Annotated in this window: 24 protein-coding genes, 2 tRNA genes and 1 pseudogene; 15 read left to right on the top strand and 12 right to left on the bottom strand. The window is 57.8% G+C overall.

What is annotated here, in order from left to right; translation table 11 throughout:
• Nucleotides 1-78 (top strand): annotated as a pseudogene (locus A3K90_RS09265) (hypothetical protein); the annotation flags it as partial.
• 130 nt (nucleotides 79-208) lie between these two features.
• On the opposite strand, the gene A3K90_RS09260 reads toward A3K90_RS09265, so the two are convergent.
• The 3 genes from A3K90_RS09260 to glmM all read right to left on the bottom strand — a co-directional run bounded on the left by A3K90_RS09260 (nucleotide 209) and on the right by glmM (nucleotide 4006).
• The gene (locus tag A3K90_RS09260) at nucleotides 209-499 is read right to left on the bottom strand and encodes a nucleotidyltransferase family protein (protein WP_303682331.1); all 291 of its coding nucleotides are present in this window, start codon (nucleotides 497-499) and stop codon (nucleotides 209-211) included.
• 263 nt (nucleotides 500-762) lie between these two features.
• Nucleotides 763-2601: an ABC transporter ATP-binding protein gene (locus A3K90_RS09255; RefSeq protein ID WP_303682330.1), complete on the bottom strand. Its 1839-nt coding sequence runs from the start codon at nucleotides 2599-2601 to the stop codon at nucleotides 763-765.
• The gene (gene glmM, locus A3K90_RS09250) at nucleotides 2594-4006 is read right to left on the bottom strand and encodes a phosphoglucosamine mutase (protein ID WP_303682329.1); all 1413 of its coding nucleotides are present in this window, start codon (nucleotides 4004-4006) and stop codon (nucleotides 2594-2596) included. Before glmM ends, A3K90_RS09255 begins: the two co-directional genes overlap by 8 nt.
• 235 nt (nucleotides 4007-4241) lie before the next feature.
• Here glmM and rpsT point away from each other — a divergent pair, with 235 nt between their 5' ends.
• The 9 genes from rpsT (at nucleotide 4242) to A3K90_RS09205 (ending at nucleotide 10912) form a co-directional block, all read left to right on the top strand.
• Nucleotides 4242-4517, top strand: a complete 276-nt coding sequence (rpsT, locus tag A3K90_RS09245; RefSeq protein WP_303682328.1) for a 30S ribosomal protein S20 — start codon at nucleotides 4242-4244, stop codon at nucleotides 4515-4517.
• 42 nt (nucleotides 4518-4559) lie between these two features.
• Entirely contained in the window at nucleotides 4560-5162 is a 603-nt protein-coding gene (gene ruvA, locus A3K90_RS09240) for a Holliday junction branch migration protein RuvA (RefSeq protein ID WP_303682327.1), read from the top strand.
• A gap of 10 nt (nucleotides 5163-5172) precedes the next feature.
• Nucleotides 5173-6474 (top strand): folylpolyglutamate synthase/dihydrofolate synthase family protein, encoded by a 1302-nt coding sequence (locus A3K90_RS09235; RefSeq protein ID WP_303682326.1) that lies wholly within the window; start codon nucleotides 5173-5175, stop codon nucleotides 6472-6474.
• Between the two features lie 264 nt (nucleotides 6475-6738).
• Nucleotides 6739-8028, top strand: coding sequence for a transcription termination factor Rho (gene rho, locus A3K90_RS09230; RefSeq protein WP_011358482.1), 1290 nt, complete (start codon nucleotides 6739-6741; stop codon nucleotides 8026-8028).
• Nucleotides 8029-8281: 253 nt separating this feature from the next.
• Nucleotides 8282-8354: transfer RNA gene (locus A3K90_RS09225), tRNA-Lys, on the top strand.
• Between the two features lie 36 nt (nucleotides 8355-8390).
• A tRNA-Leu gene (locus A3K90_RS09220) sits at nucleotides 8391-8472 on the top strand.
• Between the two features lie 75 nt (nucleotides 8473-8547).
• The gene (locus A3K90_RS09215; protein WP_303682324.1) at nucleotides 8548-9297 is read left to right on the top strand and encodes an electron transfer flavoprotein subunit beta/FixA family protein; all 750 of its coding nucleotides are present in this window, start codon (nucleotides 8548-8550) and stop codon (nucleotides 9295-9297) included.
• Nucleotides 9297-10259: an electron transfer flavoprotein subunit alpha/FixB family protein gene (locus tag A3K90_RS09210; RefSeq protein WP_303682323.1), complete on the top strand. Its 963-nt coding sequence runs from the start codon at nucleotides 9297-9299 to the stop codon at nucleotides 10257-10259. Before A3K90_RS09215 ends, A3K90_RS09210 begins: the two co-directional genes overlap by 1 nt.
• Before the next feature lie 56 nt (nucleotides 10260-10315).
• The gene (locus A3K90_RS09205; RefSeq protein WP_303682321.1) at nucleotides 10316-10912 is read left to right on the top strand and encodes a bifunctional nuclease family protein; all 597 of its coding nucleotides are present in this window, start codon (nucleotides 10316-10318) and stop codon (nucleotides 10910-10912) included.
• A gap of 104 nt (nucleotides 10913-11016) precedes the next feature.
• Here the strand turns inward: A3K90_RS09205 and A3K90_RS09200 are convergent, their stop codons facing one another.
• The 3 genes from A3K90_RS09200 to A3K90_RS09190 form a co-directional block, all read right to left on the bottom strand.
• Nucleotides 11017-11589 (bottom strand): outer membrane protein, encoded by a 573-nt coding sequence (locus tag A3K90_RS09200; RefSeq protein WP_303682320.1) that lies wholly within the window; start codon nucleotides 11587-11589, stop codon nucleotides 11017-11019.
• A 178-nt stretch (nucleotides 11590-11767) separates the two neighbouring features.
• On the bottom strand, nucleotides 11768-14230 hold the full coding sequence (gene bamA / locus A3K90_RS09195) for an outer membrane protein assembly factor BamA (protein ID WP_303682319.1): 2463 nt from the start codon (nucleotides 14228-14230) through the stop codon (nucleotides 11768-11770).
• Nucleotides 14227-15102, bottom strand: coding sequence for an isoprenyl transferase (locus tag A3K90_RS09190; protein WP_303682318.1), 876 nt, complete (start codon nucleotides 15100-15102; stop codon nucleotides 14227-14229). Before A3K90_RS09190 ends, bamA begins: the two co-directional genes overlap by 4 nt.
• Nucleotides 15103-15327: 225 nt before the next feature.
• Here A3K90_RS09190 and gatA point away from each other — a divergent pair, with 225 nt between their 5' ends.
• A complete protein-coding gene (gene gatA, locus A3K90_RS09185; protein WP_303682317.1) occupies nucleotides 15328-16785 on the top strand; it encodes an Asp-tRNA(Asn)/Glu-tRNA(Gln) amidotransferase subunit GatA in 1458 nt (485 codons plus the stop codon).
• Nucleotides 16786-16797: 12 nt separating this feature from the next.
• Entirely contained in the window at nucleotides 16798-17697 is a 900-nt protein-coding gene (gene sucD, locus A3K90_RS09180; protein ID WP_303682316.1) for a succinate--CoA ligase subunit alpha, read from the top strand.
• 115 nt (nucleotides 17698-17812) lie between these two features.
• Here the strand turns inward: sucD and A3K90_RS09175 are convergent, their stop codons facing one another.
• Nucleotides 17813-18793 carry an SIS domain-containing protein gene (locus A3K90_RS09175; RefSeq protein ID WP_303682314.1) on the bottom strand — a complete coding sequence of 327 codons (981 nt, stop codon included), beginning with the start codon at nucleotides 18791-18793 and terminating at the stop codon, nucleotides 17813-17815.
• Between the two features lie 113 nt (nucleotides 18794-18906).
• Between A3K90_RS09175 and A3K90_RS09170 the strand changes: the two genes are divergently transcribed.
• Both A3K90_RS09170 and A3K90_RS09165 read left to right on the top strand, forming a co-directional pair.
• Nucleotides 18907-19260, top strand: coding sequence for a hypothetical protein (locus A3K90_RS09170; RefSeq protein WP_303682313.1), 354 nt, complete (start codon nucleotides 18907-18909; stop codon nucleotides 19258-19260).
• 19 nt (nucleotides 19261-19279) lie between these two features.
• On the top strand, nucleotides 19280-20800 hold the full coding sequence (locus tag A3K90_RS09165) for a lipopolysaccharide biosynthesis protein (RefSeq protein ID WP_303682312.1): 1521 nt from the start codon (nucleotides 19280-19282) through the stop codon (nucleotides 20798-20800).
• Here the strand turns inward: A3K90_RS09165 and A3K90_RS09160 are convergent.
• The 5 genes from A3K90_RS09160 to A3K90_RS09140 form a co-directional block, all read right to left on the bottom strand.
• The gene (locus A3K90_RS09160) at nucleotides 20797-21618 is read right to left on the bottom strand and encodes a DUF4405 domain-containing protein (protein WP_303682311.1); all 822 of its coding nucleotides are present in this window, start codon (nucleotides 21616-21618) and stop codon (nucleotides 20797-20799) included. The two genes, A3K90_RS09165 and A3K90_RS09160, sit on opposite strands and share 4 nt — an antisense overlap.
• Nucleotides 21619-21646: 28 nt before the next feature.
• The gene (locus A3K90_RS09155) at nucleotides 21647-22162 is read right to left on the bottom strand and encodes a periplasmic heavy metal sensor (protein WP_303682310.1); all 516 of its coding nucleotides are present in this window, start codon (nucleotides 22160-22162) and stop codon (nucleotides 21647-21649) included.
• A gap of 71 nt (nucleotides 22163-22233) precedes the next feature.
• Nucleotides 22234-22611, bottom strand: a complete 378-nt coding sequence (locus tag A3K90_RS09150; RefSeq protein WP_303682309.1) for a hypothetical protein — start codon at nucleotides 22609-22611, stop codon at nucleotides 22234-22236.
• Between the two features lie 95 nt (nucleotides 22612-22706).
• A complete protein-coding gene (locus tag A3K90_RS09145; RefSeq protein WP_303682308.1) occupies nucleotides 22707-23249 on the bottom strand; it encodes an RNA polymerase sigma factor in 543 nt (180 codons plus the stop codon).
• A 74-nt stretch (nucleotides 23250-23323) separates the two neighbouring features.
• A complete protein-coding gene (locus A3K90_RS09140) occupies nucleotides 23324-24706 on the bottom strand; it encodes a phosphoglucomutase/phosphomannomutase family protein (protein ID WP_303682307.1) in 1383 nt (460 codons plus the stop codon).
• A gap of 171 nt (nucleotides 24707-24877) precedes the next feature.
• Here A3K90_RS09140 and lpxB point away from each other — a divergent pair, with 171 nt between their 5' ends.
• A complete protein-coding gene (lpxB, locus tag A3K90_RS09135) occupies nucleotides 24878-26026 on the top strand; it encodes a lipid-A-disaccharide synthase (RefSeq protein WP_303682306.1) in 1149 nt (382 codons plus the stop codon).
• Nucleotides 26027-26047 lie beyond the last annotated feature (21 nt).

Raw genomic sequence — 26047 nt, 5'->3', positions numbered from 1 at the left:
TGGAACAGCATCGGGCATCGACTGTTCTCCTTCATCAGCATGCATTGGCGCGCTCAGCCCTTGATCAGTCATGAGGTGGCATAAGGTGACATGAGGTGGCATGAGGGGTGCGGCAGTTCGTTGCTGACCCCCTGGTCTCGACCTTGCCCGGGCGGGGGCTCTCATATCGTACTATTGCCTTGACAAACGCCACTGGCGCTGGTTGGCATCAGACATTGATCTGCTCCCGTTCTATAAATGGGCGTAACGCTGTTCGAAGGGCTTTTTCAGTAACCAGATCTACCGGGCGGCCAAGGAGGTCTTCAAGAAAGAACTGCACCCCGAAATAGCGCTTGGCGGTGGCAGGTCCGTCGAAAGCAACCAACACATCAACATCGCTTTCACTGGTTGCCGTATTGCGGGAAGTAGAACCGAACAACGCCAGCCTGACTACACCGAAACGGGCTTGCAGTTCAGGCTTGCTGCTGCTCAGCAGTTCGAGAGCGCTTTGTTTGTTCATCGTATAGCCTCCGGTCTGACTGTACGCATCAATAGTATCATAACGTGACTGAGCCCGTGACAGAAGCAGTCACTTGAGCCTTCCTGTTTGGTAGAGGAGTACAGCTGAGCCTCATACTTTAATATATACATGAAAAAGGAAAACCATAGGGCTCGATGGTAACCGTTGTGGAGGGGGCGGCGACTGCTTCGGGATTTTCGGTCAGTACCACTGACAGGGGGAGTGTTGCAGTACTGAGCGGTCGTAACCGCAAGCGTGTTGCTTTACGCGCCTTCGGCGGTAAGGGTCTCGGGGTGCTGCAGGAGGTAGAGTTTGTGGTAGAGTCCGCGCTCTTTCAACAGTTCCTGATGGGAACCGGTTTCGCGGATGACCCCTTTGTGCAGGACGATGATGCGGTCCGCTTTCTGCACGCTGGAGAGGCGGTGGGCGATGATGATGGAGGTGCGGTCTTTCATGAGCCGCTCGGTGGCGCGGTCGATGAGCCCTTCGGTTTCGGTGTCGACAGAGCTGGTGGCTTCGTCGAGGACGAGGATCTCGGGGTTGTAGAGCAGAGCGCGGACGAAGGCGATGAGCTGTTTCTGGCCGGTTGACAGGCCGGTGCCGTTTTCAAGGACGCGGTAGCTGTAGCCGCCGGGAAGTTTCCGGATGAACCGGTCGGCACCGACTGTTTCTGCGGCTTCACGGAGCGTTTCAAAAGGCACGGAAGGGTTGCCGAACGCGAGGTTCTCCTGAATGGTGCCGGAGAACAGGAACACGTCCTGCATGACCACGCCGACAAGGCTGCGCAGAGACTGCTGGGGAATCTCTTCGAGCCGGATGCCGTCAACGAGGACTTCGCCCTGCTGGTAGGGGTAGAGGCGCGAGAGGATGTTTATGATGGTGGTTTTTCCGCTGCCGGTTGCACCGACGATGGCGATCTTTTCACCGCGCCGGATACTGAAGGAGACGTCCCTCAGAACCCAGTTCTCATGTTCATAGGCGAACCAGACGTTCTTGAACTCGATGCTGCCGGTGAAGGTGTCGAGGGGGGAGGCGGCGCTGCCCTCTTCCCCCCCTTCCTCAAGGCCCTCCTTTTCATCGAGCAGCCGGAATATGCGGTCTGAGCTTGCAATGGCGGTCTGCATGGTGTTGAACTTGTCGGACAGGTGCTGCAGGGGGCGGAAGAAGAGCGAGATGTACTGCACGAACGATATGACGATACCGATGGTGAGATCGGCCTTCAGGAGGCGTACACCGCTGTACCATATCACCAGGCCTGCGGCTACGGCACTGAGGGTTTCGATGAGGGGGAAGTAGATGGAGAAGTAGAAGACGGTGCGGATGTTGGCATCGCGGTGGTCGCGGTTGATTGATGCGTACGCTTCGCTTTCCCGCTCCTGGCGGTTGAAGAGCTGCACGATCGCCATGCCGGTGATATGTTCCTGGAAGAAGGTGTTGAGCCGGGCGACATGGGTACGCACGTCCTGGAATGCGATGCGGACCCGGCTCTTGAAGAAGACGGTGGCGTAGAGCATGAGCGGCAGGATGGCAAGCACCACCAGCGTGAGCTGCCAGTCGATCCATACCATGATCCCTACGATGAAGACGAGCTGGAGCGTGTCGCCGAGGATGGTGACGATGCCGCTCGAGAGCAGTTCGTTCAGGGACTCGATGTCATTGGTCGTTCGGGTGATGAGCCGGCCGATGGGGTTGCGGTCGTAGAATCGGGCGGGGAGTTTCTGGAGGTGGCGGAACACGTCCATGCGGATGTTGAAGACCGCTTTCTGTCCGATGACCTGGGCGAGCCAGGTGGCGGCGTACTGCTTGATGCCGTCGAGGAGGATGACGGCGCCGAGGATGAGGCTGATGGTGCCGAGCCCGTGAAGGTCACCTTTCGAGATGTGGTCGTCGATGGCGACTTTCGTGAGGTAGGGGCGCAGGGGGCCGAGGAACGAGCCGCCGACGGTTATGATGATCGCCGTTGCGACAAGCCCCTTGAGCGGCTTGATGTACTGGAGCAGGCGGGAGACGATATAGCTGTCCACCGAGCCCTTTTTCCGCCCGCGGAGGGTGTCGTCCTGCTGGGTCGTGAATCCGCCCTGCCCTCTTGGCCCTTTACCCATTGAGCGACTCGAGGGACTTCTGTATCGAGGAAGCGAGTGCTTCGGCCTCCTCCTTCGTGGGGGCCTCGGAGTATATACGTACGATCGGTTCGGTGTTGGAGGGGCGGAGGTGCACCCAGCTCCTCGGGAAGTCGAGTTTCAGGCCGTCCTGCAGGTCCGCCGCCGCTTCGGGGAACATACGCCGGACGGCTTCAAAGATTTCGGGGAGCCTGTCGCGGCCGTTTTTGCCGAGTTCGACCTTCTGCTTTGACATCTCATAGTCAGGAAACTCTTTCCTGAACGCCGACAGGGGGCCACGGGGGTGGCTCTGGCGCCAGAGGGCGAACGCCTGGAGGAAGATGGCGATGGCGACGAGGGCGTCGCGGCCGTAATGGAGCTCCGGGAGGATGACTCCTCCGTTGCCCTCTCCGCCGATGACGGCCCCTTTGGCCTTCATGACTTCGGTGACGTTGGCTTCGCCGACCTTGCCGCTGTAACACGCTACCCCGTAGCGTTCTGCGATGTCGCGGAGTGCGCGGCTGCTGGAGAGGTTGTTGGCCACCGGGCCGGGGGTGTGGCGGAGATGGAAGTCGGCGCAGGCGACGAGGGTGTACTCTTCGCCGAAGAGGGTGCCGTCTTCATTGATGAGGGCGAGGCGGTCGACATCGGGGTCGACGACGAGTGCGAAGTCGGCACCCGATTCCTTCAGGGCGGCAATCGTCGACTGCAGGTTCTCTTCAATGGGTTCGGGGTTGCGCGGGAAGATGCCGGTTCCGCCGCAGGCTACAGGAATGATTTCCTTGACGCCGAGCTGGCGGCAGAGTTCGGGGACGATTGAGGCTCCTGCGCCTTCGACGCAGTCGACAAGCACCCGGAACCCTTCCGCTTTGATGGCGTCAGTGTCGATGAAGGGCAGCCGGAGGATCTTTTCGATATGGAGGCCGTCATGGCGGCGGCTTTCGCTGAGGGTCCCGATGGCGTCCCACCGGGCACTTTCCGGCGCATCTTCAGCAGCAATCCGGAGCAGTTCCTCTACTTCGGCGGCGTCGAGGAACTCCCCGCGGCTGTTGAGCATCTTCAGTGCGTTCCACTTGACGGGGTTGTGCGATGCGGTGATGATGAGCCCTCCGTCGGCACCCTCCTCAGTCACGGCAAGCTCTACCGTCGGGGTAGTGGCGATGCCGATGTCCAGAACGTCGCACCCTGAGAGGACGAGGGCGTTCTCGACGAGGCCGCTGATGGCGGGGCCTGTCGGGCGGGTATCGCGACCGATGACGATGCGGGCTTTCCCCTCCGTGCTCCCTCGCCGGACCCTGTCGGCAGAGATCCACCGGGCAAAGGCCATGCTGAATGCTGTAAGGTTTTTCGGGGTGAGGCTTTCGCCGACGACGCCCCTGATGCCGGAAACGCTGATCATCAGGCTCATGCGGATGAGAGATATGGGTTGTGCCGGGAGCGGCTTATTTCTTTATCTATGCAGGGGTTGCCGGTTCGATGAACGTTTTGGGCCAATATAAGAAAAAAGAGGGGATGGGTTTTTGATTTTTTGTATGCTTCTGCTATATTACATGCCCTTTGTTATTGAATTGCCGGCGTGATGCCGGGATTTCGATGGACACCCGGGTTTCGTTACATCAATTTTCATCAAGAGCGATCGATTTATGCCTTTACACAAGTCGGCTGAAAAAAGACTGCGTCAGTCTGAAAGAAGGAATGCCAGGAACAGGGCTCGCAAAAAAGAGCTGAAGACCCTGATCAAGAATATGCAGAAACTCATTGAGGCCCGTGCCGCAAAGTCCGAGGTCGAGTCTGCATACCGTTCCGCCGTCCAGAAGCTCGACCGTCTGGGCGTGAAGAACTACATCCATGCCAACAAGGCATCGCGCAAGAAGTCGCAGCTTACACGCCTGTTCAACGGCTACGCCGAGGCCGAGTAACCCGCGTCCGGTCCCTCTGGGGCCGGGCTTCCACAGTCTTCCATGTACGCATATTTCCGCGGCAGGGTCGTTTCGGTCCTGCCTGAAGAGGCGGTTCTTGAGGTATCGGGCATTGCATACCGGTTCCTGATCTCCAGTTCTACGTCCCGCAGTCTGCCCCCGACGGGCAGCGAAGCCATCCTCTACACGCATCTTTCCGTAAGGGAGGATGCCCTCCAGCTCTACGGTTTTTCAAGTGAAGAGGAAAAGCAGCTGTTCCGCCTGCTTCTCCTTGTATCCGGCGTCGGCCCGAAGCTCGCCCTTGCGGTGCTTTCAGGGCTTCCGGTCGCTGAGGTACACGAAGCCATCCTCGCCAATGCTCCCGAACGCCTGTTCGGCGTGACCGGCGTCGGCCGCAAGACGGCGGCGCGCATCATTCTCGAACTGCGCGACAGGATTTTAAAGCTCTCTGCCGAGGGAACCGCACCTGCACCGGCCGGAGCGCTCTCGTGCGGAATACGCGAGGATGCCACAAGCGCCCTTCTGACGCTCGGTTTCTCGCGCACCGCAGCCCAGCAGGCGGTTTCTGGCGTGCTTGAGGCGAACCCCGGTGGGAGTGTCGAGGATGTGGTCAAGTCGGCGCTGCTTTTCATGCATAACCGTTAGCCGTTACCCCGTGACCTACCAGGAAACGCTTGATTTTCTGTTTCCCCTTCACCGCTTCGGCATCAAGCCGGGCCTCGAGCGGGTGCGCCTGCTTCTCCAGGCAGCAGGCTCGCCAGAGCGGCGCCTCGGCATGGTGGTGCATGTGGCGGGAACGAACGGGAAGGGAACGGCCGCTTCAGCCATGGCATCGATGTTCACGGCTGCGGGGAAGAAGACGGCGCTCTACACCTCTCCACACCTTGTCGACTTCACTGAGCGGATACGGATTGACGGCCGGAGGATCCCGGAAGATGCGGTCGCCCGTTACGCAACCCTTTTGAAGCCTGCCGCACTGGAGCATCAATCGACGTTTTTCGAGGTGACGACTGCCATCGCCTTCGCCTGGTTCGCCGACTGCGGTGTTGAGGTGTCGGTGCTTGAAACGGGGATGGGCGGCCGGCTGGATGCGACGAACGTGGTTGAGTCCGACTATGCGGTGCTCACCAGGATCGGACTTGATCATACCGAATGGCTCGGCTCCACGATCAGTGCCATTGCTAGGGAGAAGGCGGCCATCATCAAGCCCTCCTCCCGGGTGTTTACTTCCATCAATCCTGATGTTGATCCGGTGCAGGAAGAGGCGTTCGGGCCCGTCAGGGATGCGGCACAGGGGAACGGTGCTCCGCTGCATGTGGTAGGGCGGGATTTCAGTTTCGGGGGTGTTTCGGCTGAGCCGGGGATGCTGCAGCTGGATGTCGAGACTGGTTCCTGTCACTATAAGGGGCTCAGGGTCCCTGTGACGGGTGCTTTTCATGCTCCTGGCATCGCGACTGCGGTTGCGGTGGCTGAAGACGCCGGCGTGGGGCCGGAAGCAGTGCGGGCGGGGCTGGAGGCGCTTGCTTCGACAGGCTACCGCGGACGCCTTGAGCTTCTGGGACGCCGGCCGGACACCTTTCTCGACGTGTCGCACAATGCCGACGGCATGAGGGCCACCGTCGATGCCCTCATGCCGTTTCTTTCCCGGTACCGGGACGCCCGGGTGCTCTTCGGTCTTGTTTCCGACAAGGATTCGGAATCGATGATCCGGGAACTCATGCGGCTCCGGTGCCGGTTCGCCACTACCGGACTTCCGAGCGAGCGGGGTGTCGCATCTGAAGAACTGGCGGAAATATGCCGCGGCCTAGGGGCTGAAGCGGTTTCGTTTTCCTCGCCGCTCGAGGCGCTGCAGTTCCTTCGGGAAGAGGCCTCGCCGGATTCGCTTATTCTTATTACGGGGTCTTTTTATCTGGCCGGAGCCCTGCTTGAAAAAGGAACAGCGGGGAAGGCCGGGTGAACAGGTTTTTTTATCGAAAAAGTTGTATATTCAATCAGGATCTGCGCTTAAACGAACCTGGCTTCAATGCTTAGGGAGAAGCATCCCGAAGGATCCTCTTCACGACACTATCCCATTGCCAATACAGCTATTCCCCGATTGTTCCCATTCCATGCCATTGATGGCGTACTGCCGTCCGCATGCGGGTTTCGGGACTTCCTTTTTCCTCTCCATCATGTATTAAAAGGCGCACCAAAGGGCGCTTAACACAAGCACACCGAAAAAATGTCGAACAATCCTGTTGCCGCAAGTCTGGACATCAACATGCTCCAGAAAAAGAAGGTTTACGAGCTGAACGCCATGGCCAAGGAGATTGGCGTTTCTGCCGCAGGGCTTCGAAAAGAAGAGCTTATTTTCAAGATCATCGAAGCGCAGTCGCAGAAGAGCTCCGATCCGGAAAGCGGCAATGTCATGGTAAATACCGGCGTTCTGCAGGTGATCCCCGAAGGTTACGGCTTCCTCCGCTCCTCAAACTACAATTACCTCTCCTCTCCCGACGACATCTACGTTTCTCCCTCACAGATCAAGCGCTTCAGCATGCGGACCGGCGACACGGTTTCCGGCCAGGTGCGTGCGCCGAAAGAGGGCGAACGGTTCTTCGCGCTGCTGAAGATCAACACCATTGACGGTGCCGATCCCGACATTACCCGGGAGCGGCCGTTCTTCGAGAACCTGACCCCGCTGTTCCCGCATGAGCGTCTGAAGCTCGAGACGAAGCAGAACGAGTACTGCGGCCGCATCATGGACATCTTCACCCCGATCGGCAAGGGGCAGAGGGGACTCATCGTCGCACAGCCCAAAACCGGCAAGACCATGCTTCTCCAGATGGTCGCCAATGCCATCATCAAGAACCACCCGGAGGTTTACCTTATTGTGCTCCTCATCGACGAGCGCCCTGAGGAGGTGACCGACATGGCCCGCAGCGTTGAGGCCGAGGTGGTGAGCTCGACCTTCGACGAGGATCCCGAGCGCCATGTGCAGGTGGCTGACATGGTGATGGAAAAGGCCAAGCGACTGGTAGAAGTTGGCCGCGATGTGGTGATCCTGCTGGATTCAATCACCCGCCTTGCCCGAGCCCACAACACCATCATCCCGCACTCCGGCAAGATCCTGTCGGGCGGTATCGATGCCAACGCGCTGACCAAGCCGAAGCGCTTTTTCGGCGCAGCCCGCAACATCGAGGAGGGAGGCAGCCTTACCATCATAGCCACGGCGCTCGTCGACACCGGCTCAAGGATGGACGATGTCATCTTCGAAGAGTTCAAGGGTACCGGCAACATGGAGCTGGTGCTTGACCGCCGCCTCAGCGAACGCAGGATCTTCCCTGCCATAGACATCCTTCGTTCCGGCACCCGTAAAGAAGAGCTGCTCTTCAGCCAGGAAGAGCTGTCCCGCACCTGGCTTCTCCGCAAGTACCTTGCCGAGAAGAACCCGATAGAGTGCATGGAGTTCATGCGCGAGAAGCTCTCCGACACCAAGGACAATAAAGAGTTTTTCAAGTACATGAACCGATGAGTTCCGTTCAATCTGGATTGAAGTTGCGAATTCTTTCATTTTCTGTTTTTGGTTTATAAAAAAGTTCATATATTATCAGCCTTTAAAACAAGAGGAAAGGTTACTACATGCCCTGCGGAAAAAAGAGAAAAAGACATAAGATGGCGGTCCACAAACGCAAAAAAATGCGTCGTAAGAACCGTCATAAGAAGCGTCTGCGTTACCAGAACAAGTAAGTTCGGGTGTTGTCGCTGAGCGGATTGTAAGTCAGGTTGAGAATATAGCTCAGTTGGTAGAGCATCTGCCTTTTAAGCAGAGGGTCGAAGGTTCGAGCCCTTCTATTCTCACAATTGTTCATTGCAGAACGTTGGAATTTGTTTCGTGCCCGAGTGGTGGAATTGGTAGACACACTATCTTGAGGGGGTAGCGCCGCAAGGTGTAGGAGTTCGAATCTCCTCTCGGGCACACAGTCAAGAAAAGCCGCTTTCAAGCGGCTTTTCTTGTTGATATGGCTTTCTGAATCGATTGAGTGGGTGCCCTATGGAAATAGCCGTCTGCGTCTGCCTCGTTCCCGATACCGCTTCCGTCATCGGCTTTCAGGATAACCGGCTTGATATGACGAGGGTGAGTGAGGTCATGAACCCGTATGATGAATATGCCCTCGAGGAGGCGCTCCGGATGCGGGAAGGTGCCGGAGGGGGAGTTGTGCGGGTGTTCAGTGTCGTACCCTCAGAAAAGAAGGAGCTGCTTCGCAAAGCCCTCGCCATGGGAGCGGACCGGCTGGTGATCGTGGACGCTCCACACGCTCTCGATCCATGGCAGACGGCTTCTGCTCTCAGGGATGCGTTCCTTGACGTCTACGGGGACAGCATGCCGGAAATGGTGTTCTGCGGTCGTCGTTCAACCGATTTCGGGAGTGGTGAAGTGCCGGGGATGCTTGCCGCACTTCTCGGTGTGCCTTCAGTCTCCGCTGTCGTGTCGCTTGAGGCCGTTCCGGACGGGTCGTTTCTTCTCGTGCGCGAGATTGAAGGCGGTACGGAGCAGTTGAGGGTTGCGGTGCCCGCTCTGCTCAGTACGGAAAAGGGGTTGAACATACCGCGTAAAACCAGCATGAAAGGGGTCATGGAGGCCCGCAAGAAACCCGTGGACATCCTGCCGGATAGAGCCTTGCCCGCCCCGAGGGCGGCTCTTTCTGCCATCCGGCCTGCCGTGAAGAGAAAACCATGCCATATGGTTGAAGGGGTGGATGAGCTTGTCCGGCTGCTCAACCGGACGGAGGGCCTTTTCTGATGGGAAAGGTGCTGGTATTTCTTGAGCAGCGCGAAGGGCAACTGAAAAAGGCATCTCTTGACATTCTGCTCCGCGCCTATGAACTGGCCCGCATGACGGGGGACGGTCCGGTTGCCGCCGTGCTTCCGGGACCGGTCGATACAGCCTCCCTCCCTTCTCTCGGGGTGAGGCTCTACCACGCATCCGATCCCTCCCTTGCCCATTACAGTCAGTACAGCTATGCAGCCCTGATACAGGAGGCTTTCGCTCTTGAGGGTGCTGCCGACCTCCTGTTTGCCGATACTGCACTCGCACGCGATCTTGCTCCTTTGCTCTCCATCCGCATGAACGCATCTCTGCTTCAGGGTTGCTCCGCGCTCCCCGCGCCTGGCGAACCCTCCATCCGGCCGCTCTATTCGGGTGCGGCAACGGGGGAGTTCACTCCCTCCGCTCCTCTTCGCATCATTACCCTCATCCCGTCAGGGGAGCGCCCGGAACCCTCCACAGGAGGCCTGCTCCGTGTGATTCCTCTTCCGACCCCCAAGCCCGTCGGCCTTTCAGCCGTGGTCCGGGAAGTGGTTCTCCAGAGCGGCATGCCGGACGTCTCGGAAGCCGGGATCATCATTGCCGGTGGCAGAGGCGTGGGCGGTCCGGAAGGGTTCCGGCTTCTTGAAGAGCTTGCTCTCCTGCTCAAAGGGGCGGTAGGGGCAAGCCGTTCGGCGGTTGATGAGGGCTGGCGGCCGCATAGCGAGCAGATCGGCCAGACCGGTAAATCCGTTGCTCCTGCCCTCTACATCGCCTGCGGCATCTCCGGGGCGGTGCAGCATCTTGCCGGCATCTCCCGTGCCCGAACGGTCGTTGCCATAAACCGCGATCCCCATGCGCCGATTTTCGGAGCAGCAGACTACGGCCTTGTCGCCGACCTCCATACAGCCCTTCCTGCCTTGACTCTTGCCGTGCGGGAGTTGCAGGAATTGAAATGATTAGCAGTACATTGTTGTTGACATCTGGAAAGCAAATCCCCCCAAAGACCGATACCATGGAGAAAGTACAGGTAGATATACTGGGGCTGTCGACCAGCCCCCATACGAACGGAGCCTATGCACTCATTCTGTATGAACTGGAGGGGAACCGTCGCCTCCCGATCATCATCGGCGGGTTCGAAGCTCAGGCCATTGCATTGAAGCTTGAGAATATCAAGCCGCCCCGTCCGTTCACTCACGACCTTTTCAAGAACATCGCCGATGCCTTCAATCTTCATGTGAACGAAATCTTCATCGACGAACTGCACAACGAGACGTTTTATGCCAAGGTGGTGTGCGAGGTGAACGGAGAGATACAGGAAATCGATGCCCGGCCGAGCGATGCCATCGCCATTGCGGTGCGCTTCGGCGCACCTGTGTATGTAAGCGAGGAAATCATGGCTGAAGCAGGCATCAGGGAGGAACAGAAAGATGATGATGAGTCGGCTGAAACCGCGGCTGAAGAAGCCATCGAGCCGGAGCAGGCGGCCCCCGGTCCCGGTGCCCGTCTCGATGAGTTGCAGTCAGCTCTCGGGGAGGCTGTGAAGAGCGAGAACTACGAGGAGGCTGCCCGGCTGCGCGATGAGATCTCAAGGCTGAAGAGCAGCTCCTGAAGCGCACTGTTTCCATGAAACGAAGAGAGGGGGTGCCGCGGCAAAGCCGCGACACCCCCTCCGTCGTTTAGACCCCTTCAGCCTCTCAGCTGCGGATCATCTGTTCAGAACCCGACTCTGAATCCCAGAAGGGCGCTGTGGCTTCCAGCCTGCGTATTGTCAAGGAATTCCAGGGTGGAGAAGTAGCGGTAGCGTGCGTCGAGCATGACACCATCAGCAACCGGTATGGCCAGACCTGCACCGATCTGGTAGGCCAGTGTGGTTTCATTGGGGTCGGTGACGGCTACATTGTTGAAGTTGACATTGGCAACGCCGACGCCGGCTGTCAGATAGGGCTCGAAGCCGCCGGCATCGATGTCATAGTAGCCATTAGCCAGAAGCGAAAAGATCTTCACGTCGCCGCTTGAAGCAACGGCGTTGTAGCTGTCTACCTCGCTCTCCTGATAGCCGGCTTCAGCCTCAACACGGTAGCTGCCGTAATCGCAGCCGATGGCTCCGAGTACCATGTAGCTGCCATTCATTTCAAGATCGTCTCCCGCATTGGGCGCATTGTCCATGTCATCCATCCATGAGATGCCTCCGTTCAGGCTGCCGTACATGTCAGCAGCGACTGCTGGCTGGGCTGTAAATCCAGCCAGAGCCAGTCCGGTGAAGAGTAGTGCTAGTTGCTTTTTCATAGCAGTGATCATTTAGTGATTGTCATGTTGTCTGTTCTTATGATATACATATTACTGCTTTGGGAGTGCCTTCTTATATATAATGTATATGTTTTCGTAGAGTTTGGCAATAGAATAGGCAATAAAAAAACCGGCCTGTTCAGGGCCGGCTTTTTTATTGCTGCTGATTTGTCAGCAGTTATTCCATGCCGGTGCCGAAACTGAAGAGGAAATTCCATCCCTGCTTATCCTCTCCGGAGCGCGGGGCATCAAACCCGTATCCGTAGTCCAGACCCACCTGGCCGATGATGGGCAGGTAGAGGCGCAGGCCGACGCCTGCTGACTTTTTCAGCTTTGACAGATCCACGTCCGAAGTGCTCATCCAGAGGTTGCCGGCTTCGGCAAACAGCAGCGCGTAGACGCTGGCCGAAGAGGAGAGGGTCAGCGGGTAGCGGATTTCGGATGTGAATTTCGAATAGATCTTTCCACCGTACAGATCGGAGTTTGGGTCTGTTCCGAACTGCGTGCCGAGGCTGCGGTCGTCATAGCCGCGCAGCGCCACGGTCGGGAGTGACGACATGCCGCTGCCGCCCATGTAGAAGTACTCGGTGTAGGGGATGTAGTCCTTGTCGTCGAAGGTCGAGAGGTAGCCGTGCTGGGTCGAGAGGTTCAGGACGAACTTCCTGTCGAGCGGGATATACCAGCTTGAGCTGCCGGTGAACTTGTAGAAATCGACGGTTCCGGGCAGAACACCGCCGGCCAGCTGGGCCGATAGCGAGCTTTTGCTGCCGTGTCTTGGGTAGATCGGGTTGTCGATGCTGTTGCGCGAGATGGTCTGTGTGATGGAAAATTCGTCGGCCTGTTCAGGGGCAGTGTCGTCAATGAAGGAGAGGAAGCTTCCTTCACTGTGGAGGTACTTGAGTCTCCAGTTGATGGAGAAGTAGTCGTCGGGCCATGTCAGGCGCTTACCGATCGACACGGTTGTGCCGTACTGGTCAATGGGTTGCGGATCATATACGTCGTTGGTCGTGTAGTCGTAGGAGCGGTGGCTGGTGAAGGCCGAAAAGCCGACGGAGGTCGGGGTGTCGAACGCCCAGGGCTCGGTGAAGTTCAGCGAGATGGTCCGGTATTCGTCGCTTCCGAACTGCCACTGGAAGCCGAGTTTCTGTCCGTCGCCGTGCGGGATGGGTTTGTAGGCCTCGGCATTGAAGATGTCTTCAAGTGAGAAGTTGTTGAAGGTCACGCCGAGTGCTCCGGTGAATCCGGCATCGCTGTATCCGACCGATGCGTTGAAGGTGTCGGTCTGCTTCTCCTCGACATTGTAGGTCAGATCGACCGTGCTGTTTTCCGGGTTCGGGTCGATGTCGGGGGTCAGGGTTTCGGGATTGAAGTAGTTGAGCATGTTGAGCTCACGGATGCTTCTGACAACATTTTTGCGGCTGAACATGTCGCCGGGTACGGTGTACAGCTCGCGGCGGATGACATGGTCTTTCGTTTTCGTGTTGCCCTTGATGCTGATGCTGCTCAGCTGGAACTGGCCGCCTTCTTCAATGTTGATGAGGAGGTCGACGGAGTCTGGCTGAACGATCTGTTCCTGCAGCTTCGCGCGGAAAGAAAGATAGCCGCGGTCGAGGTAGAGCGAGCTGACGTCGGTGTTGTCCTCCGAGTAGTTGAGGCGCTCCTGTATCCTCTTTGCATTGTATACGTCGCCTTTCTTGATGGCGAAGGTGGTGTTGAGGATGTCGGTGGTTGCGAAATCCTTCGAGTTGCCGGTCCAGGTGATGTTGCGGATGAAGTACTTGGGTCCTTCAAGAATGTAGATGTCGAGCAGCAGCCCCTTGTTGTTTTTCGTGTAGGCGACATCGTGGCGCAGGATGCGTGCATCACGGTAGCCGTTGTTGCGGTAGAACTCCACGAGGAGGTCCTGATCCTCCTGCAGCTTGTCGCGGTCGAGTTTCGGGCTGCCGAATATCTTCCTCCACCAGGAGTTCTGGTGGGTCTCCTTGAAGACGCTGCGAAGTTTCCCCTGGTCGAAGGCCTTGTTGCCGTGGAACGTTATTTTGTCGATAGATACTTTCCGTCCTTCGGTGATGGTGAAGACGGCATTGACATGGTTCTTCTTTTTTGAGCTCTGCAGCTTGAACTCGGCGCCGGCCGCCAGGTATCCCTTGCCGGCGTAGATTTTCTCGATTTTGTTTGCTGCTGTGACCAGCTCCTGCTCGGTTACGGTTTTGCCTACCGGGAGGGCTGCGGTCTTTTCAAGTTCTTCGGTCTTGATTTTTTTGTTTCCCCTGAATGTCACTCCCTCCAGTACCGGCAACTCTCCAACAACGAACTTCAGGGCGATTCTCCGGCCTCCGAGGTCGTTCTGTTCGATCCGGATGTCGCTGAAGTAGCCGAGGTTCCAGAGATACTGCATCGCCGTGGAGAGCTCGGCGCCGGGGATGGCGATCCGCTGGCCCTCCTTCAAGGGCAGGCTTCCTTTGATGTCCTCCTCCTTGAGGGCCTGAAGGCCGCTGAATGAGATGGAGTCAAGGGTGTAGAGCTCATTCTGGGGGGCAGCGGCCGTTTTCTGTGGCGTTGCGGCCCCGGCTTCTCCCGTAGGGGAAAGAAGAAGTGCGGCAAGGAGGAGGAAAAATGCGGGTTTCTGTGGAATGTTCATCGAGCGTTCTCTTTCAGACGGGTTAATGCTTCTGTGTGATGTTCAACGGTTTTCCGGATCTGGTCGCTGGTCTGACCGAAACGGCGCTCACGGCCCTGATAGTCCCGGATGGCCTCGTAAAGCTGTGCCCGGCGGAAATCGGGCCAGTAGGTGTTGGTGAAATAGATTTCCGAATACGCACTCTGCCAGATCATGAAGTTGCTGATCCGGAATTCCCCGCTTGTGCGGATAATGAGCTCCGGGTCCGGCATGGATGCTGTCGAAAGGCGTGACTCGATCAGCTGCTCGGTGACGGCATTGGGGTCCAGGAGCCCGGTCTTCACATCGCGGGCGATGGTGGCGCAGGCCTGGGTGATGTCCCATTTGCCGCTGTAGCTGAGGGCGATGTTGAGGACAAGGCGGCTGTTGTTCTTGGTGAGCTCTATGGTGTTTTCCAGCACCGTGCGGACTTTCTCCGGCAGGAGTGCCGTGTTGCCGATGACGTTCAGCCTGACATTGTTGTCGTGCAGTGCGCGGGTTTCACGGCCGAGGATGCGCACAATCAGCTGCATCAGGGCGGAAACCTCTTTTTCAGGGCGCTTCCAGTTTTCGGTGGAGAACGTGAAAAGGGTGAGGTAGGGAATGCCGAGCTGGATGCTTGCCTCCACCACGTCGCGGACCGAGCTGACTCCTGCGGCGTGCCCTTCGATGCGTGTTTTGCCCTTCAGGCGCGCCCAGCGGCCGTTGCCGTCCATGATGATGGCTATATGGGCAGGCAGTTCACACGTTTCCTTCAACTCTCGTTGTACCCTGCCGTCTTCGGTTTCAATCTCCCCGGAAAACCAGTGAGCTTTTTTTGTGGCCGACGGGTCCAGTTTTTTTATCAGGGCCATGTTCTTTGTTCGCTCGGTGTCTGTGGTTCCGGTGCTGTTCGGGGACGTGATGCAGCGGGATCTCGAATAGCTGTTCAAAACGGTTCAAATTGAATAATATGGATCTATTTGTTATTATACAAACCTTACAGTCAATCGGGCCCCCTGCAATTTCAAAGGGTTTTCGGGGCCGGGTGTCAAGGCTCCGCTGTCCCGGGCCGTCCATTAAAACCATTCAGTAGAACCGTGCAATTCAGTAGTTACGAAGATCTGCGCTCCAGACTGCTGTCGCATGCGGTGACGTGTGAAGCGGTGGTTCGCCACTACCTCGACCGCATACGAAGCCACGAGGGCGACAACATATACATAACGGTGTTCGAGGATGAGGCTCTGCAGCGGGCCCGCGCACTCGACCGGAAGCTCGCCCTTGGCGCTACTCCCGGCCGGCTGTTCGGCATGCCGATGGCCATCAAGGACAACATCTCGATGAAGGGGGCCCCGCTTACCTGCGCTTCGAAAATGCTTGAGGGATATACGAGCGTCTATGATGCCACAGCTGTGATCCGCCTTGAAGCCGAAGACGCCATTTTTCTCGGCAAAACCAATATGGACGAGTTTGCCATGGGCAGCTCGAATGAAAACTCGGCGTTTGGTCCGGTGCCGAACCCGTTCGACAGCACACGGGTTCCCGGCGGAAGTTCGGGCGGATCGGCAGCTGCCGTTGCCGCAGGACTCGCAATGGTTGCCCTTGGGTCCGATACCGGCGGTTCGGTCCGCCAGCCGGCAGGGTTCTGCGACATTGTGGGACTGAAGCCGACCTACGGAAGGATTTCCCGGTACGGCCTGGTTGCGTTTGCTTCCTCGTTCGACCAGATCGGTGTGCTTGCCCTGAACTGCGACGATGCCGCTCTCGTGCTCGAGGTGATGGCAGGAGTCGATGGCAAGGATGCGACCTCCTCGGCAAACGAGGTTCCGTCCTATGCCTCCGAAATGACGGATGTGTCTCTCAAGGGGCTCCGGATCGGCGTTCCCGAAGAGTTTTTCAACGAGAGTCTGAACCCCGATGTTGCCGGTGTCGTACGTGCCAGGCTTGAGGAGCTTCGTCTGCAGGGTGCCGAGCTTGTCAACCTCACCCTTCCGCAGAGCGATTACGCAATCGCTGCATACTACATTCTCGTAACAGCCGAGGCCTCATCCAACCTTGCCCGCTTCGACGGCGCCCGGTACGGGTACCGTTCGGAAGCCGCCGACGACCTCTCCTCGATGTATGTAAAGTCGAGGACTGAAGGGTTCGGGGCTGAAGTGAAGCGCCGCATCATGCTCGGCACCTATGTGCTCTCTGCCGGCTACTACGATACCTACTACAAGAAAGCCCAGCAGGTCCGCCGCCTTTTCCAGGACCGTTACCGCGAGGCGCTCAAGGGGGTTGACGTCATCGCCGGCCCCACTTCACCCTTTCCTCCCTTCGGCATCGGTGACAAGACGGCTGACCCGCTTGAAATGTACCTGGCCGATGTGTTCACGGTGCCGGCAAGCATCGTCGGCATGCCGGCACTCAGCGTCCCGGTGGGGTACGACAGCCTCGGCCTTCCGGTTGGCATCCACCTTATCTGCAATTTCTTCGAGGAGGGTAAACTGCTCGGCATCGCCCGCCATATGCAGCGGCCGGACTCCTCGCGCAAACCAGCTCCCAGCAACCATTAAATCATCGATATTATGAGTGTATTGGTCAACAAGGATACCCGCCTGGTCGTCCAGGGCATCACCGGCGGCGAGGGGACCTTCCATACTTCCCAGATTCTTGAGTACGGCACCAACGTTGTTGCTGGCGTAACGCCCGGCAAGGGCGGGGTGCTTTACCACGGCAACGACCGCGACAAGTTCTGCCGCCCCGTTCCGGTGTTCAACACCGTGAAGGACGCTGTTGAGAAAGCCGAGGCGAATGCCACGGTGATTTTCGTGCCGGCTGCATTTGCAGCCGACGCCATCATGGAGGCCGCTGAGGCGGGGCTGAAGGTCATCATCTGCATCACCGAGGGCATTCCGGTGAACGACATGATGAAGGCATATGCATTTGTTCAGGAGAAGGGCGCGGTGCTTGTCGGGCCGAACTGCCCTGGCGTCATCACCCCCGGTGAAGCGAAAATCGGCATCATGCCGGGCTTCATCCACAAGAAGGGCACCATCGGCGTGGTTTCGCGCAGCGGCACCCTGACCTATGAGGCCGTTCACCAGCTGACGAGCGTCGGGCTCGGCCAGTCGACCTGCATCGGCATCGGCGGCGACCCTATCATCGGCACCCGCTTCATCGATGCCGTAAAGCTTTTTGCCAAGGACGATGAAACCGAAGGACTCATCATGATCGGCGAAATCGGCGGCAGCGCCGAGGAAGAGGCTGCCGAGTACATCAGGAAATATTTCAAGAAGCCTGTCGTCGGCTTCATTGCAGGCCGCACCGCGCCTCCGGGCCGCAGGATGGGCCATGCCGGTGCCATCGTTTCGGGCGGCAAAGGTACTGCCGAAGAGAAGATCAAGGCGATGGAGGCCGCAGGCATCCACGTCGTTGACAGCCCTGCCGATATCGGTGAAGCAATGCTGAAAGCGCTTGGTCGCTGAGAGTCGCTCTTTTTCCCGCTCATACCGGGTACTATAACACTGAACCCCTGCCTTTGGCGGGGGTTCAGTGCTTTATGGATGTTGCTTCCCGGGGTGCTGCTTCCCGGGTGGCGGTTCAGAGACCGAGTGTCAACAGGTCATGCAGGTGGATGAGGCCTATAGGGCGGTTCATGGCATCGCAGACCATGAGCTGCGTTATGCGCCAGGTTTCGAGGATGTCGAGGCACTCTTTTGCGAGCATGTCAGCCCCGGCGGTTTTTGCGCCTGCCGTCATGACCTCTCCTGCGCTGTGGGAGAGGAACTCTTCGCCTTTCTGGACAAGGCGGCGGAGGTCGCCGTCGGTGAAGATCCCTTTCAGGCGACCATCGCTATCAACAACGGCACTGACTCCGTAACGCTTGGAGGTCATTTCAAGGATCAGCTCAGCAATGGATGCGCTTTCGTGAACCACTGGTACCGCATCTCCCTTTGCCATGATGTCGCTGACACGGACGGTCAGGCGCCGTCCTAGCGCCCCTTTTGGGTGGCTGAGGGCAAAGTCGCGTTGTGTAAACTGTTTTTCCTCCATGAGGGCAATGGCCAGGGCGTCTCCCATGGCGAGCATGGCTGTTGTGGAGGTGGTCGGCGCCAGATCGTAGGGACAGGCTTCCGTGTCGATGCCGGTGTCGAGCGTGATGTCAGCGTTTTCACCGAGGAAAGAACGACGGCTTCCGGTCAGGGCGATGATTTTTACCCCGATCTGACGGAGCGGGGGAATGATGAAGTTCAGCTCCTCGGTGGTGCCGCTTTTGGACAGGCCGATGACAACATCTTCCTTCTGGACGATGCCAAGGTCACCGTGGGCGGCTTCGGCCGGGTGGAGGAAGACTGCCGTCGATCCGGTCGAGGACATGGTGGCCGCCATTTTCTGGCCGATGATGCCCGACTTGCCCATGCCGGATATGATGATCTTGCCTTTGCAGCCTGCAAGAAGGCTCACTGCACTTGAAAAACTGTCGTCGAGGCGTTCGGCCATCCGGCTGATGGCTCCTGCTTCCTGCAGGAGGATCCGGCGGCCTTTTTCGGTGATGGTATCGGGGGCTGCTGCTCGATTCATGGATTTGTCTTGCGGGGTTCGCCAAAAGAACCTGAGTTGTACTTTCAATAAAAAGGAATATCGGCTACATTGCAATAACTACCGTTTTCTTCATCAAACAGAGTGCTGCGATTATGAGCTGGATCCCCATCATGGTGTTTTCGCTGCTGGTGTTTTTTTTCTTCATCTTTCTGCTCAGGAAGTTCGTCGGGTACATGAAAAAGGAGCAGTCTCTGGAAATTGAATCCTTCAAGTCTTCACTCATTGACCCTGACAACCCCGTCGGCCTTTCGGGCACGGAACTCGAAAAGCTCAAGCAGCAGCAGAAGGAGGCCCAGGCCCACCTGCGCGAGGTGATCTCGAAAATTCCCGTCATGGAGAAAGACGGCCGGTTCCAAGTTGACGCGGATGCTGTGCGCCGCCGCCGTGAAGCCGAAAACGGCAGCGCGGAAGGTGCCGGGAAGTCCGGCGTTTCAGAAGAGGCCTAGGCCGAGAGGAGCACCATCAATGCTGCTTGGAAAGCTCAAGCTTCTCTTCAAGGATACCGTCATCTACGGGACGAGCACCATTCTGGCCCGCAGCCTCAACTATCTGCTCGTCCCGCTCTATGCCAACCAGCTCTCTACCTTCGACAACGGCATCCAGACCCTGGTGTACGCCAATATCGCCATCGCCAACGTCATCTTTTCCTACGGGCTTGAAACCTCGTACCTGAAGACAGCTTCCGATGCGATCCGCCTGCAGAAGGATGAGCGGGGCCTGTTCTCGACGGCCTTCATCTCACTCTTTACGACCGCAACCCTTTTTACCGCGATACTCTTTCTGCTGGCTCCATCGGTTTCCTCCATGATCGGCCTCTCGCCCGCCGAGCAGCCATTCATCCGCTATGCGGCCGTGATTCTCTGGATCGACACCCTGCTTGTGATTCCTTTTGCAGAGCTTCGCCTCAAGCGCCAGGCGGTGCGATTTGCCGTGGCGCGCATCGCGGGCGTCGTGGCCGTTGTCATCAGTGCCTTCATCCTCCTCGGGCCCCTGCAGGCGGGCCTCGGCGGTGCATTTCTCTCCAATATTCTTGGTTCCCTCCTTACCCTCATCCTGCTCATTCCCGTCCTCCGGCGCCTTCGGGCGGCGTTCTCTTTCGCCGACCTTCGCGATATGCTTCGTATCGGACTTCCCTATGTGCCGACCGGCATTGCAGGCCTCCTCATACACCTCATAGACCGCAACATCCTGATCCGCATGCCCTCGGGCGATATCGAGAGGATATATGGCAAAGGGCTCGAGGCCTCCGATGTGGTGGGTATCTACGGCAGGGTAGTAGCGTTCGGGGTGGTGCTGCAGCTGTTTATCCAGGTGTTCAGGTTCGCATGGCAGCCGTTTTTCCTCCAGCACTCCAGCGACCCCGACGCCAAACGCTTGTTCCGCCACGTGCTCAGCATTTCGACCATGCTTACCATGTTCATGGCGCTTGCAGCGACCTTTTTCGTTCCGGACCTGGTTCGTTACCACTACGGGGGTTCACTCTACCTGCTGCCGCCGGGCTACTGGATAGGTCTTTCGGTGCTGCCGTGGATTTTTCTGAGCTATGTGTTCGACATGGTTTCAACAAACCTCTCGGCCGGTATCCTCATCACAGGGACGACCCGGTACCTCCCGGTCGTGACCTTTGCCGGAGCATCGGTGACCGGCTTTTTCTGCTGGTGGCTGATTCCCGTTTCGGGGATGGAGGGGGCGGCTTATGCCATCGTTGCCGGTACGGTGGTGATGTGCATGATGATGGCCTATTATTCCCTGCGTGCATACCCGGTGCAGCATGACTGGGGGAAACTTTCACTCCTGCTTGTCGGGGGTATCGGGGCCGGCTGGGTCGGCATGTCTGCCATTGTGTTCCTTCCTGCCGGGCCCTGGGTTGGACCCGGCTTCAAAATCGCACTGCTCGGTCTCTACGTGCTCTTTTCTGCCCTCATGTTTCCTCAGGAATCCGGGCTCCTCATCGAAAAACTGCGAGGCAGGATCCGGCGCATCTAGCGCAGGATTTCCTCTACACGCTGGCGCAGTTCCTGAACGCTGATGCCGTTGGATTCGGCAATGCTTCTCATGCTGTCTGATGGCTCTGCCTTCATACCCTTCGCTTCAAGGGCGAGCTGCAGCGATGCAGCCGAAACGCCGTTTTCTTCGGCTACCTCAAGCAGTGTCTTTCTGCCGAACCCCTCTTTCTGCAGTTCCTTGTTCGCCGGGGCAAGGAGCTGGTATGCCTGCTCGGCCGAGATGCCGCTCTTTCGGGCTATTTCACCGAGGGTTTCGGATGTTGAGGACGCCTTAAGGCCGGCTTTCTGGAGGGTTTCGAGGATCTCTTCTGCGCTTTTGCCGACAGAGGGCTGCTGGGCGAGCTCTTCAAGCGTCATTGTTTCGGCATGGGCGACGGGTGGCTGCCTGATGCTGCTTTCCCATGATCCTTTAAGCTGTTCGCCAAGCGTGGTGATAGCTGAGAACGGCTGCATGTGCTGTGCGGTTCCGACACCGAAAAGGATGGTGAGCAGGAGAATGGATACGAGCTCAAGCGGATGGCTGAGCCCGCTGGTGGCTTTGGCCTTGATGTAACTGACAAACGCCTTCCAGTTGATGACGAAGAGGTGGAACACCGACAGCAGGGCGAAGGTGAATCCGAAAATGGTATGCTGGTCCTGCCATTCGCTCTTGCTGAGAGCGAGAAGCTGCCATCCGGTCCAGTTCGCCACCCTTCCGGGAGGGGCGATGAAGAGCACGATGCCGGAGACGAGGAGCATCATAAACGAGGTGACGAGCCCGAGGCTGATGAAGATGCGCCAGTTGAGAACTTTTTTCATGTTGTTTAGGAGTGGGTTGGTCGCTGTTTTACCGGGTTGCTTCAGCCGGAGTGCTCCGCCAGTGCTCTTCGTGCATGGTGATTTTGCGGATTGCGAGCTGTCCGAGCATGGATTTGAGTGAGTCACGCTGGGCGGGCGTGCAGGTCATTGCGAGTTCATGGAAGTGATGGGCGAGTTCACGCTCTATTACCGCCTGGTGGTTGCCGAGCTCTGTGGCAAGCGCGGTGATCTTCATGGTGTCGGGGGCCTCCTTGAAGGACTCTTCTACAAGCTGCTGCTTCAGTGATCCGATGGCCTGTATCTGGGGGCGGACTGTCTGGAAGTGCTGACGGCGGAGCTCCCTGAAGTCGGCAACCTGTCTGCGGCTGAGGGAGAGCGGGAGCTGGAAGTAGATCTGCCGGCTCACCTCGCGGGTGAGGGTCACCGGCCGTGGTGCCGGGGCATGGGTGTTCTGCCACCAGAGTACGCTGAGCAGGGTCACGTTCAGGATGACGAGCAGGATGAGGGCAGTGGTAACGAGCCGTTTTGTTGTAAGGAAGTTCATGGTATCGGTGAAGTCATGTTGAGGGTGCCCGGCAGGGGGGGGGACGCCATCCGTTTGTGGCGGAGCTCCCCTCAGGGAGCCTGCAGGTCTGCAGGTGCTGCTTCGAGGGGTTCCCCGGCGTAGGGGGCCGGCTCCTGGTAATAGGCAAACGTTGAACTTGAATACTCATCGCCGAAATTCCCCAGTATTTCGCTGATGGCCGGAGCTGAGTCGCCTGCGTTCTGGAGCAGAACGACCAGTGCGGAGCCCAGATTGATGATGATGAGCAGAAGCATGAGGGCGAACCGGTAGTTCAACCGGGACGCGATGCCGTTGGCAGTAAGGGCGCCGGCATTCGATTCCTCCTCTATGCGCTGCATCAGCCGCACCCGGAAACCGGGGTGCACCTCGATCGGCCGGATTCCATCAAGGACGGCCATGGTCCTCTTCACTTCTTCTCTTGTATGCATGTCGTTATGGCTCATTCGGGGCATCGTATCCTTGGTGTTTCTTTTATTTGACGACAGGTCTGTAAAAAACTTGTGCTGGCTCGCACACCTTCATTTCAGTGGCGCCGGTAATAGTCCTCAAGCAGCTCCTGCAGCTTTTTCTTTGCCCGGTGCACCAGGGATTCCACCGCCGAGACCGACGTTTCCATGATGTCGGCGATCTCCTGATTGCTGTATCCGTCCTGCTTGCTGAGCAGGAATGCGGTTTTCTGGCTGTCGGGCAGGGCATCGAGTGCCACTTGCAGCACCTGTATGCGTTCGTTGTCCTCAAGGGCCTCTTCGGGGTTGTCCCTCGAAGGGGCCGCGATGTTGATTGCCGGATCTTCCGCTCCAATCATCCGCTTCAGCGAACTGAACCGTTTTTTACGTTTCAGCCGGCGGAGGTGGTCGAGGGATTTGGTGACGGCAATGCGGTAGATCCAGGTTGAGAGCTTCGAGTCCTCCCTGAACCGTTCCAGCGAACGGTGCACTTCTATAAACACGTCCTGGGCAATGTCTTCCGCGTCCTCGCGGTTGAAGACGAAACGGTAACAGGTATTCACCACCATCTCCTGGTGCTCTTGTACGATGTCCCTGAACTGTTCTTCCCTCGGTGTCATCTGTCCTGTCCCCTAAGGACCTGTTCTATGTTTCGAGGGCGGTGCCCTCCGTATGCGCCGCCCTCGATGGTCGCTCAGGCGAGTTTTGAAGTGAAAGCGAGCACCTTTTCAACCTTTTCCCGGGAGTCGGCTTCGCAGTAGATCCTGAGGATCGGTTCCGTGCCTGAGGGTCGGATCAGCATCCATCCTCCTTCAAAATGGTATTTGTAGCCGTCCAGATCGCTGAACTTCACGACAGGGTAGCCGGCAATCGAGGGAAGGGTACCCGTTGCCGCTTTGTCGATGATTGCCTGTTTCTTCACATCGCTGACATGGAGATCGAGCCGGCGGTATGCAAAGAAGCCGTACTCGTCGTAGAGCTCCTGTACAAGCTGTGAGAGGGTCTTTTCCTTGCGGGCCATCATTTCGAGGATGAGCAGGCCGATATAGATGCCGTCGCGTTCGGGAAGAAATGCCGTGATGCCGATGCCTCCGGACTCTTCGCCGCCGATGAGGATGTCGCGGGTAGCCATGAGGGTGCTGACATACTTGAATCCGACCGGCAGCTCATGCATCATGAGGCCGTGTTTCTTGCAGATCCTGTCGATGACATCCGTCAACGCAAAGGTCTTTGCCACTTCGCCATGCTGGTGCTTCTCTTCGACAAGGTCTTTCAGGATGATGGCAAAGAGCTTGTGGGAGTCGACGAACTCCCCTTTTTCATCAAGCATGCCGATGCGGTCTGCGTCACCGTCGTTGATGATGGCCACATCGGTCTCCACCTCGCGGAAGAATTCAACGAACTCTTCAATGTAGGGGGGAATCGGTTCGGGGTTGATGCCGCCGAAGCCGGGGTTCTGGCTGCAGTGGTAGCAGTTCACCATTGACTCGTCGAAAAGGCGGGTGATGATGTCCTGACCAGCGCCGTACATGGCGTTGTGAGCGATCTTGATGCGTGACTGCCGGATCAGCTTGAGGTCGATGTGGGCTTCGAGGTAGTTGACATAGAATCCTTTCATGTCGACCGGTTCGATAAGCTTCGGGTCCGCCTTGATGTCCGCAGCAGGATCGACAAGCGGCAGATAGGACTCGATCTCAGAGATCACTTCCGGGCTGGCCGGGCCGCCGTAGGAGGCCTTGACCTTGAATCCGTTGTATATGGCGGGGTTGTGCGATGCGGTGATGACGATGCCACCGGCCAGCTGCTTGGCTTTGGTGTAGAGCGAGACGGCCGGCGTTGAAGCGAAGCTGTCGGCAAGAAACACCCTGAGGCCCTGTGAGGAGAACACCTCGGCGGTGTAACGGGCAAACTCCTTTGACATGAAGCGGGTGTCGTAGCCGATGCAGACCCCTTTTGCCTTCAGCGGGTGGTTCAGGAAATAGCGTGCGCTGGCGAGTGCTGCGAGTTTAAGGTTGTCGAAAGTATAGTCTTTTGCAATGATCGCTCTCCATCCGTCAGTGCCGAATTTGACTTGCATTCTGTATCGTTTTTAATATAATGGGAAATGAAAATCCGTGATGGATTCCCTAAAATCTTTCACAAAATACAGTTTCCCCCCCGTACATACAATGTTCCGGAGCAATCTTCCCTCATCATTGTCAATCCTTCATCAATCCTCCCTCATTGATTAATCATTGATCCCTCATTGATGCCAAAGAAGCTGTTTGTCCTTGCCGGCGAAGTATCCGGCGACCTGCATGCATCGGGTCCGGTGGCAAAGCTGCTTGAGCTGGCCCCTCAAACAGAGGTGTTCGGTGTGGGGGGAGACAGGCTGAAGGCGCTCGGCGCCCGTCTGCTGTACGATACCCGGCAGATGAGCATCATGGGCTTTGTCGACGTGCTCCTGCACGCGCGATTCCTTCGTAGGGCAATCCGTGACATCAAGGCGGCCATCGTCCGTGAAAAACCCGATGTGGCGCTGCTTGTCGACTATCCGGGCATGAACCTCATGCTTGCAAAGTTCCTGCATGAACAGGGAATCCCTGTGGTATACTACATCTCCCCCCAGGTCTGGGCCTGGAAGGAGCGCAGGGTGGAGGCGATACGGCAGTATGTCGACCGCCTGCTCGTCATATTCCGTTTTGAGGTCGACTTCTTCCTCCGGCACGGCATAAAGGCCGAGTTCGTCGGCAGTCCGGTGGTGGAGGAGCTTCAGGAGGTGCCGGGTGAGCCGAAGGAGGCGTTCTTGCGCCGTCACGGCATATCGGACGGCACCCTCCTTGTCGGTCTCCTTCCCGGCAGCCGCCGCCAGGAGCTTGCCCACATTTTTCCCTCAATGGCCGGCGCGGCAGCAATGCTGGCTGAGACACGTAACGTGGTTTTTTTGCTCGGCCGGGCCCCGCAGCTCGACCCGCAGCAGTTTGATGCTCTCCGGGACCATCCGGGGGTAAAGGTCGTGGAGTGCAGTGCCTATGAAGTGATGCAGCAGAGTGACCTTGGCCTGGTGACTTCCGGCACGGCGACCCTCGAGTCGCTATGCTTCGGCATGCCGATGATCGTCATCTACCGGACCGGATGGCTGAACTACACGATCGGTCGCCATCTGGTGAAATTGACGAGCATTTCGCTGGCCAACATTGTCGCAAAGGGACTCGGTGCCGCGGAGCAGGCGGTTCCAGAACTGATTCAGGGTGCGGCATCGGCTGAGGGGATATTCCGTGAGGCAACGCGCCTGCTTGATGAGCCTCAGGCACTCGGGTCCATGCGTGAGGAGCTGCTTCGGGCACGTTCCGGACTTGCCAGCCTGTCGCCCTCCGAGAACGTCCGCGAGGTGCTCGCCGGTTATCTAAAGCAATGAGAACCCCCCCGTTACCGGGGG

Source organism: Pelodictyon luteolum (assembly GCF_001622165.1).
Taxonomy (GTDB): domain Bacteria; phylum Bacteroidota; class Chlorobiia; order Chlorobiales; family Chlorobiaceae; genus Chlorobium; species Chlorobium luteolum_B.
Note: the sequence above shows the minus strand (reverse complement) of the source record. Positions and strands in the feature narration are given on the sequence as shown.

Coding starts and splice junctions, on each gene's coding strand:
- bamA (WP_303682319.1), bottom strand. CDS start 14,230: ATGAACATTCCACAGAAACCCGCATTTTTCCTCCTCCTTGCCGCACTT.
- A3K90_RS09165 (WP_303682312.1), top strand. CDS start 19,280: ATGCTGCTTGGAAAGCTCAAGCTTCTCTTCAAGGATACCGTCATCTAC.
- A3K90_RS09200 (WP_303682320.1), bottom strand. CDS start 11,589: ATGAAAAAGCAACTAGCACTACTCTTCACCGGACTGGCTCTGGCTGGA.
- A3K90_RS09170 (WP_303682313.1), top strand. CDS start 18,907: ATGAGCTGGATCCCCATCATGGTGTTTTCGCTGCTGGTGTTTTTTTTC.
- A3K90_RS09255 (WP_303682330.1), bottom strand. CDS start 2,601: ATGGGTAAAGGGCCAAGAGGGCAGGGCGGATTCACGACCCAGCAGGAC.
- A3K90_RS09175 (WP_303682314.1), bottom strand. CDS start 18,793: ATGAATCGAGCAGCAGCCCCCGATACCATCACCGAAAAAGGCCGCCGG.
- ruvA (WP_303682327.1), top strand. CDS start 4,560: ATGTACGCATATTTCCGCGGCAGGGTCGTTTCGGTCCTGCCTGAAGAG.
- A3K90_RS09205 (WP_303682321.1), top strand. CDS start 10,316: ATGGAGAAAGTACAGGTAGATATACTGGGGCTGTCGACCAGCCCCCAT.
- A3K90_RS09210 (WP_303682323.1), top strand. CDS start 9,297: ATGGGAAAGGTGCTGGTATTTCTTGAGCAGCGCGAAGGGCAACTGAAA.
- A3K90_RS09155 (WP_303682310.1), bottom strand. CDS start 22,162: ATGAACTTCCTTACAACAAAACGGCTCGTTACCACTGCCCTCATCCTG.
- glmM (WP_303682329.1), bottom strand. CDS start 4,006: ATGAGCCTGATGATCAGCGTTTCCGGCATCAGGGGCGTCGTCGGCGAA.
- A3K90_RS09145 (WP_303682308.1), bottom strand. CDS start 23,249: ATGACACCGAGGGAAGAACAGTTCAGGGACATCGTACAAGAGCACCAG.
- A3K90_RS09215 (WP_303682324.1), top strand. CDS start 8,548: ATGGAAATAGCCGTCTGCGTCTGCCTCGTTCCCGATACCGCTTCCGTC.
- A3K90_RS09260 (WP_303682331.1), bottom strand. CDS start 499: ATGAACAAACAAAGCGCTCTCGAACTGCTGAGCAGCAGCAAGCCTGAA.
- A3K90_RS09140 (WP_303682307.1), bottom strand. CDS start 24,706: ATGCAAGTCAAATTCGGCACTGACGGATGGAGAGCGATCATTGCAAAA.
- lpxB (WP_303682306.1), top strand. CDS start 24,878: ATGCCAAAGAAGCTGTTTGTCCTTGCCGGCGAAGTATCCGGCGACCTG.
- A3K90_RS09150 (WP_303682309.1), bottom strand. CDS start 22,611: ATGCATACAAGAGAAGAAGTGAAGAGGACCATGGCCGTCCTTGATGGA.
- sucD (WP_303682316.1), top strand. CDS start 16,798: ATGAGTGTATTGGTCAACAAGGATACCCGCCTGGTCGTCCAGGGCATC.
- rho (WP_011358482.1), top strand. CDS start 6,739: ATGTCGAACAATCCTGTTGCCGCAAGTCTGGACATCAACATGCTCCAG.
- rpsT (WP_303682328.1), top strand. CDS start 4,242: ATGCCTTTACACAAGTCGGCTGAAAAAAGACTGCGTCAGTCTGAAAGA.
- A3K90_RS09160 (WP_303682311.1), bottom strand. CDS start 21,618: ATGAAAAAAGTTCTCAACTGGCGCATCTTCATCAGCCTCGGGCTCGTC.
- A3K90_RS09190 (WP_303682318.1), bottom strand. CDS start 15,102: ATGGCCCTGATAAAAAAACTGGACCCGTCGGCCACAAAAAAAGCTCAC.